The 7,875-nt window shown below is 67.6% G+C and carries 6 protein-coding genes; 3 read left to right on the forward strand and 3 right to left on the reverse strand.

Translation table 11 applies throughout. The annotated features are described in order from the left end of the window. Together AC1DY5_RS33620 and AC1DY5_RS33625 are read right to left on the reverse strand one after the other, a co-directional pair. A partial coding sequence (locus tag AC1DY5_RS33620; protein ID WP_478118572.1) for a CaiB/BaiF CoA transferase family protein occupies positions 1-723 on the reverse strand: 723 nt, incomplete at its 3' end. Between the two features lie 98 nt (positions 724-821). Further along, complete coding sequence (locus AC1DY5_RS33625) at positions 822-3,884, reverse strand: PAS domain S-box protein (protein ID WP_478118574.1); 3,063 nt, start codon at positions 3,882-3,884, stop codon at positions 822-824. Positions 3,885-3,938: 54 nt separating this feature from the next. Between AC1DY5_RS33625 and AC1DY5_RS33630 the strand changes: the two genes are divergently transcribed. Continuing rightward, positions 3,939-4,514 (forward strand): response regulator, encoded by a 576-nt coding sequence (locus AC1DY5_RS33630; protein WP_478118575.1) that lies wholly within the window; start codon positions 3,939-3,941, stop codon positions 4,512-4,514. A 15-nt stretch (positions 4,515-4,529) separates the two neighbouring features. Here the strand turns inward: AC1DY5_RS33630 and AC1DY5_RS33635 are convergent, their stop codons facing one another. Then, complete coding sequence (locus AC1DY5_RS33635; protein ID WP_478118577.1) at positions 4,530-5,363, reverse strand: Crp/Fnr family transcriptional regulator; 834 nt, start codon at positions 5,361-5,363, stop codon at positions 4,530-4,532. A 164-nt stretch (positions 5,364-5,527) separates the two neighbouring features. Here AC1DY5_RS33635 and AC1DY5_RS33640 point away from each other — a divergent pair, with 164 nt between their 5' ends. Both AC1DY5_RS33640 and AC1DY5_RS33645 read left to right on the forward strand, forming a co-directional pair. Next, a complete protein-coding gene (locus tag AC1DY5_RS33640) occupies positions 5,528-6,382 on the forward strand; it encodes a response regulator (protein ID WP_478118579.1) in 855 nt (284 codons plus the stop codon). Between the two features lie 58 nt (positions 6,383-6,440). After that, on the forward strand, positions 6,441-7,875 hold a 1,435-nt coding region (locus AC1DY5_RS33645; protein WP_478118581.1), incomplete at its 3' end, for a DUF3300 domain-containing protein.

Below are 7,875 nucleotides of genomic sequence, written 5' to 3' on the forward strand. Positions count from 1 at the left end.
GTAGAAGCCGTAGCAGGCGAGCCCACCGGTCAACGGGCCCTGGCCGGCCAGCGGCACCTGGCCGTGCTGGTGCAGGCCGGCCAGTGGCAGCACCGCGTGGGCCAGCACGCCATCGGCCATCGCGATGTCGACATGGCGTCCGCGGCCGCTGCGCGCGGCATCGAAGAGCGCGGCAAGAATGCCCGCCACCGCCGTCAGGGTGCCGCCCATCAGGTCGGCCACCGGCAGGTTCGACAGCGCCGGGCCGGCGGCGTTGCCGATCTGGTCGGCCACGCCGGCGAGGGCGGCGTAGTTCAGGTCGTGCCCCGGCATGTCGCGCAGCGGTCCGGTCTGGCCGAAGCCGCTGATGCTGCAGTAGACGATGCGCGGGTTGACGGCCGCTACCGCCTCATAGCCGACGCCCAGGCGCTGCATCACGCCGGGCCGGAAGCTCTCGACCAGCACGTCGGCCTCGCGGCACAGGCGAAGCAGCGTGGCGACGCCGTCGGCCTGCTTGAGGTCGATGCGGATCGCGCGCTTGTTGCGGTTGACGAGCGCACGCACCGCGGCGTTCGCGTAGTCGCCGGCGCCGGTGTCCTCGATCTTGACGACGTCGGCGCCGAGGTCGGCCAGGTGCACGGCGCCGAGTGGCCCGGGCAGCAGCCGGGTCAGGTCGAGCACGCGCACGCCTGCGAGCGGGGCGCCGGAAGCTGCGTTGGCCAGGGATTGAGTTGAAGTGGTCATGAGCAGCGCAATCTAGAGTGCGTGGGCTGCTGCCGCAATGGCAGCACCGGTCGCCTCGATTGGCGAAAAGCGTCAGCCCCCGCGTCGTCTCGTGACCCTCAATGCGGCCCCTGCGACCATCGCAGCGGGGGCACGCGTGCGCCATCCGATCCGATGACCAGGTGAACGTGGCTCTCCCGGCTGACCAGGAAGTGCGCCACCATGACGTCCCCGGTGGCCATCGGCGTAGCGTGCATCTGGAACCACCGCATCTCGTGCGGTGAATGGCAGGGGTACTCGCAGGTGAAGACCTTTCGGGTGCCGTGGATCACCTCGTCGAGCCCCTGGAGAATGTGCAGCGCCAATTCGTCGGAGTTGGCACTGCGGCGGCAGACCTCGAGATAGTTCACGCCCGGGCCGATCGCGTCGGCGCCGGGATTGCCATTGCGTTCGGCGAATTCACTCCATGCGCGATTGACGAATCGAATCACGCCGTGCCGGTCGACCACCGCCACGATCCCCGCCAGCGCGTCGATCACGTCCTGCAGGGCCTTGTGGGTCGCGCGGCTCAACAGCCTCGGCAGCGCTTCGTCGTCCTCCGGGCCCTCATGCCGCGGGTCTTCGCCCGCACGCCCCGGCGCTCGCATCGCTTCGGCCCCGGCCTCCGCTGCGCCGACCAGCGGAATCCGCACGTCCAGCACCGTGCCTGCCCCGGAAACGCCTTCGATCTCCATGATGCCGCCGTGCGCGCGTACCCGTTCGTGGATGCCGAGGATCCCGAAGGCATCGGGCTTTCGCCGGTCCGCCGCGCCCATGCCCTGGCCGTTGTCGCTGACGCGAACCGAGACCGATGACGACGGCGCCAAGGCCAGGCGGATCTGCACCTCGCTGGCATGGGAATGCTTGGCGACATTGTTGAGCGCCTCCTGCACGATGCGGTACAGGCAGAGCGCGATGGCCGGCGTTGCCATCAAGGCATCGGACACTTCTTCCGGCGCGTCGAGCTTGCAGGCGATCCGGGTCTGCTGGCCGAACTGGGCAACCAGCATCTCGAGGGCCGGCAGCAGGCCGAGGTCTTCCAGCATCGGTGGGCGCAGGTCGTTGACGATGCGACGCGTCGACGCAATGGCCCTTTGGGCCAGGTCGTCGGTCTCGGCGACATGCGCGAGCAGCTCGGGCGCCCGGGTGCCGAAACGCTCGCCGATGACGCGCAAGTCCATGCGGATCGCGGCCAGCGTCTGCTGCAGGTCGTCATGCAATTCACGCGCGATGCGCTTGCGTTCTTCTTCCTGGACCCGATCCTGCGACGCGATGAGCCGCTGCATCACGACATGGGAGGACTCGAGATCCTGCTGCACCTCCCTGATGACCGTGACGTCGCGGCTCGCCACCACGGCGCCGACGATCGCTTCGTCCTGCGATCGAATGGGTGCAAAGCTGTAGCTGCCGATCCACTTCTCGCCGCTGTCCTTGCGCCGCAGCCTGTATTCGACATTGGTCGCCGCCTCCCCCCGCAGTGCCCGGTGGACCGGCCATTGCGCCAGCGGCGCCGGATCGCCGTTGGGCATGCGCAGTTCGAGGATGTCCGGGTATTCCGCGAATGTCCTTCGGCAATCGGACTTGTCCGCGAAGCGGTGAAACGACGCGAAGGCGTCGTTGAACTCCACCAGCCGGCCCTCAGTATCGGCGATGACCACCGCGTCGCTCATGCTCGCCAGCGCCGCCTGCAGCTTCGAGGCGACGGCCCGGAGTTCTTCCTCGGCCAGCTTGCGTTCGCTGACATCGCGCAGGATCACCGTGTACAGAAGGTGGCCGCCAATCGACAGGTGCGAGATCGCGCCTTCGATCGGGAACTCCACCCCATCGGCCCGAAGCCCGACCAGATCCCGCCGCTGCCCCATCCGGCGCTCGGTGACCGTGTCGACGCCGAACGCGTCCACGTGCCGCGCGTGAACCTCCCGGTACCGCTCGGGGAGCAGGCGGTTTAGCGGCGCGCCGATCAGTTCGTCCAGCGGGCAATGGAACACCCTTGTCGCCGCCGGGTTGGCCTGGACGATGATCTGGTGCTCGTTGACCGTCAGGATGGTATCGACGGCCGATTCGAAGATGCCGCGCAGGCGGGCCTCGCTGAGGGTCCGGGCGTCCAGCATCGCGTTGATCTGCTGCGCCACCGATCGAATCTCGGGCGGCCCGGCGACATCGGCGCGGACCGTGTCCTGGCCGGCCGCGATCCGCATCGCGGTCTCCTTGAGGTGCGAGATGGGCTTGGCGATGGCCTCGCTCAGGCGCCACGCCAGCACCAGCGCAAGGACGCCGAGCCCCAGGCCGATGCCGAAAGTTCGGTGGACGGCAGCCTCGTAGTCCGAGAGCACATCGGCTTCCGGGAAACTCGCGACCACCCGCCAGTCCACGCCCGGCAGGGTTACGAAGCCGAACAGGCGCGGGACGCCATCTCGCCCCGTGGCGACGAACACGCCTTCCCGCGCGCCGCCCACCGGATCCGCCTCACCGTCCCAGGGTCGCGAGCCGATGGAGGCCTCCGAATCCGTCGAGCTAAGAAGAAGGGTCCGGTTCCGGTCCACGACCGTGATGAGCGCGCTCTTCGGGATCGAGCCGAGCAAGTGATCGCTGAGCGCCAGCAGGTCGACGGTCATCACCAGTTGGCCCGTCCGCGATGTCTGCTCGTCGCGAAGGGGATAGCTCAGCGCCACGACGCTTTTCCCCGTGCGCTCGTCGACGAACAGTCTGCTGGCCGCGAACCCGCCGGCCGGAACGACCTGGTCGACGCTGGCTGCGTCCGCAGCCGGCGGCAATGGGAAAGGACCCGCCGCAGCAGCGCAAAGAATGCTCCCTCCTGCGTCCCGCACGGCATACCCCAGGGCGACGGGAATGAGCCGCACGAACTCCGAAACGAGGGGGTCGCAGCGCTGCGGATCCATGGCTTTGACCAGGGGCCGGTCGGACAGCCGCTCTAGGACCGAGGCGAACCGGTCGAGCACGCGTTGCAGGTCGGCGGCCGACCCGACGGCCAGAATCCGGACCTTCTCATGCGCGGTATCCCGTGCCCGGTGTGCCTCGGCGGCAAGGACCGACGCCACGAGCACGGCCAGCGCGAGCATGAGCCCTCCCGTCAACAGGACGATTCGGCTGCGCAACGACAGGTTCTCGAACCACGAAGCCATGGGACCTCTCGCCAATCGGCGATCCTGGATTGGAGCGCCCGCTCCGCCCCCGAGGTGGACACGGCGGCGATTCGCGGGACATTCTCCTATTTTCGAAAGCCTTCGACGGCTGCTTCCGGATCGAACGACGAAGTTCGTCCTTTCGACGCAATCATTGAGCATGCGCATCTCGCGCACCGCGATTCAGCGCAACATGCATTCGTTTCAACAAGACAAAGCGGACGAGGTGTAGAGGTGAAAGTGCTGTTGGTCGACGATTCCGTGCCAATCCAGCAGAGCTTCGGTGCGCTGCTGGCCGGCGCTCCGGACGTCGATATCGTGGGCTGTGCGGAGGACGTCGCAACGGCCCTGGCATCGATCGCGGCCAACCCGCCAGACCTCATCGTCCTGGACGTCAAGCTGCGCGGGCAGGACCGGGGCATCGACGTGCTGCGGCACGTCCGGCAGCATCAACCCGGCATCAAGGTCGTCGTCTTTTCTCAGTTCAACTGGATTTCGATGCGCAAGTCCCACCTGGATGCCGGCGCGCTGGCCTACTTCGACAAGGCAACCGAGTTCCAACAGGCGCGGGACTGGATCGCCGAGCTTTCGCACTCGCAGGCGGCACGGGTCGAACGGCCGAAGCCGTGAGGGGATCGGACCCGGTCAGGCCGCCAGCGCCATCGCGCCGCCGGCGCGTGTCCTGGGAACCGAGGCGCTGAAATCCGACTTGGCAGTCGCCCGCGTGCCCTGCGCGAAGCGCTGCAATGCGGCGAGGTCGAGAATCTCCACCTTGCGCTGCTCCACCTTGACCAGATGCAGGGCGGCCAATGCCGCGAACGAACGGCTGATCGTTTCGTGGGCGACGCCCAGATAGCTTCCGATGTCTCGGCGCGTCATCAGCAGGCGAAGACATCTTGCAGATTGCCCGCAGGCCGCCATCCGCTGCGACAGATGCATTAGGAATCGCGCCAGCCGGACCTCGGCCGCGACGGCAGCCATCATGTCGGCCAGTTGGGTCAGGTCGGTCATCGCGCTGCTGACGGCGCGCATCACTCCGCGATAGAAGGCCGGCAGGCTTTGCGCCAGCGCATCGAAGTCGGGCAATGCGATGACATAGACGCTCGCGTCCTCCAGCGCCACCGTGGCCATCCGATGGCGATCGCCGGACAGTGCGTCGCAGCCCAGCAAGTCGCCGCGGCGAGCGAATCCGAAGACTTGCTCGTAGCCGTCTTCGGCGGTATGGAAGGCCTTGAAGGTTCCCGCGCAAACGACATAGATGGACGTTGGCGCGGCGCCCTCGAAGAACAGCGATTGGCCAGCCCGCAGCCGGCGCACGGCAAGATGAATCTCCGGCATCCGCTGGCACTCGGCCGCGGCGACGCCAAGGAGTTCGAGCATCTCATGCAGGACACTGCGCTCGAATGGCTCGACGCCGGCCAGCCGCAGTCGATCGGCAGGGACACGCGAATGCACGTCGAGCTTCGAAACGTTGTTCATCGGGAGGCTCCCAGATTGCGCCGACGACCGGATGTCAGGGGCTGGATGGAGCTTGCGCCCGAGCGCCGCCGGTTGAGAATAGGCCCGAAGCTTGGGGATTGATCGGCGATTTCTTCCTTCTCTTAGGTGTTATCCCACGTTGCGTTAGGAAAATTCCTAACGACATGATGGTGCCAACCTGTTTGCACGGGTCCGATCTCGCTCATTGCCATCCCCCGCTTGATATTCGTCAAGAGAACGGTGACGATGCCCCCCTAAGCTGCCGCCGAACAGGACTGGGTATGCAAGAAGAAGAGGGATCCGGGACTCATGCGAGCAATCGGGCGGCGCCCATCGAAGCGCCGCGAGGGCTAGGCGCGCCCCCGATCCGCATGCTGCTGGTCGATGACCATGCGATCGTCCGCGAAGGCTTGAAGCGCGTGCTCGACCCCCTGGGCAAGGGCTGGGAACTGACCGAAGCGGTCACGGGCTTCCAGGCCATCGAACTGCTGCGGGAGCGCGCGTTCGACCTCGCGCTGGTCGACCTGACGATGCCGGGGATGACCGGCCTGGAACTGGTCCGGCGCATCAAGGCCGAGTTCGCGGCCGTGCGCGTGCTGGTGCTGAGCATGCACGCGGAGGAGCAATATGCGCTGCGGGCGTTCAAGGCAGGCGCCAACGGCTACATCACCAAGGATGTCGCGGCGATGGAGCTGGTCGATGCGGTGCGCAGGGTGGCGGCGGGTGGCGCCTATGTCACCGCAAGCCTCGCCGAGCAAGTGGTGCAGCAGCTCAACGGGATGTCCGAAGCCCCGCGCCACATGCTTCTGACCGACCGCGAGATCGAGGTCCTGCGACGCATCGCGGCCGGGCAGCGCCTGACCGACATCGGCGACGCACTCCACCTGTCGGTGAAGACCGTGAGCACGCACAAGACCCGCATCCAGGAAAAACTGCAGGTCGCGAGTACGGCCGAGCTGGTGCGCTATGCGCTGGAAAACCACATCGACGAAGGTGCATGCCTTCAGGATTACCCGTAACCAGCTGAAAGAAGACGAGGTCGCCATTGAACCACTGCCCTCTGGAAAAGGAGGCGCCATGCGCGCTCTGATCATCCGAATAGCTCGCACCCTCGTGCTCGCCACCTCCTTGTGCTCGCTGATGGTGGGTGCGCAGCAGGCGCAGACCTTCTCCCGGGAGCAGCTCGACCAGATGATGGCGCCGATCGCGCTGTACCCGGATTCGCTGCTGTCGCAGGTGCTGATGGCCGCGACCTATCCCGCGGACGTCGCCGATGCCGCCAAATGGTCGAAGGCAAACAAGGACCAGAAGGGGGACGCGGCGCTGAAGCTGGTGGCCAACCAGCCCTGGGACCCGAGCGTACAGTCGCTGGTGGCGTTTCCGCAGGTTCTTCAGATGATGGGCGACCAGCCCGACTGGGTGCAGAACCTCGGCGACGCCTTCCTCGCCTCGTCAAAGGACGTGCTCGACTCGGCGCAGCGGCTGCGGACCCAGGCGCAGAAGACGGGCAACCTGAAGAGCTCCGAGCAGCAGAAGGTCATCGTCGAGCAGGAGCCGCAGACGCAGCAGACCGTCATCAAGATCGAGCCGGCGAATCCCGAGGTGGTGTATGTGCCGGCCTACAACCCGACGGTCGTCTACGGGGCCTGGCCCTACCCGTCGTACCCGCCCTACTACTACCCGCCGGCGCCGTACTACTACCCCGGCGCAGCGCTGGCCACGGGCATCGCCTTCGGCGTCGGCGTGGCCGCCACGGCCGCGCTGTGGGGCAACGCCAACTGGGGGGCCGGCAACGTGAACGTCAACGTGAATCGGTACAACAGCGTCAACACGAACCGGCAGCTCAATGCCAGCCAGAACAACTTCCAGCACAACGCGGCCAACCGCCGAGGCGTGCCGTACCGGGATTCGGCGAGCCAACAGCAGTTCGGGAAGAACGTAGGCGGCGCCAACCAGCGCAACGACTACCGCGGCCGCGATGCGGCGCAAGGCGGGGCCCGCGACGCCCAGCGCCAGCAGGCGCAATCCCAATTGCAGCAGCGGGGCATGGACCCGGGCCAGGGCCGCGACCAGCTTCGCAACGATCCGGCGACGCGGGATCGTGCGCAGGCCGCGGCCGGAGGCGCCGGTCGCGATCGAGCGGGTGCAGGCGCCGGTGACCGCGCTGGTGACCGCGCCGGTGACACCGCCAGAGCGGGAGACCGCGGGGGAGTGGGCGACCGAGGCGGGCCAGGCGGGCGCGGTGGCGCCGACCAGGGGCTGTCGCGGACCAGCGGCGGCGACAACGCCTTGCGAGGCGCGGGCGATGCCGGTGGGCAGGCCCGCCAGCAGGCGAGTCGCGGCGATGCGAGTCGCCAGTCGATGGCGCAGAGCCATGGCGGCGCCGGCGGCGGCGGGGCGCGCCCAAGTACGGCTGGAGGAGGCGCCCGCGCGAGCACGGGTGGCGGCGGGGGAGCGCGTCCCAGTGCGGGTGGCGGCGGTGCCCGTCCCAGTGCGGGCGCCGGTGGAGCGC

The sequence above is a fragment of the Variovorax sp. P4_D9 genome, assembly GCF_056401695.1.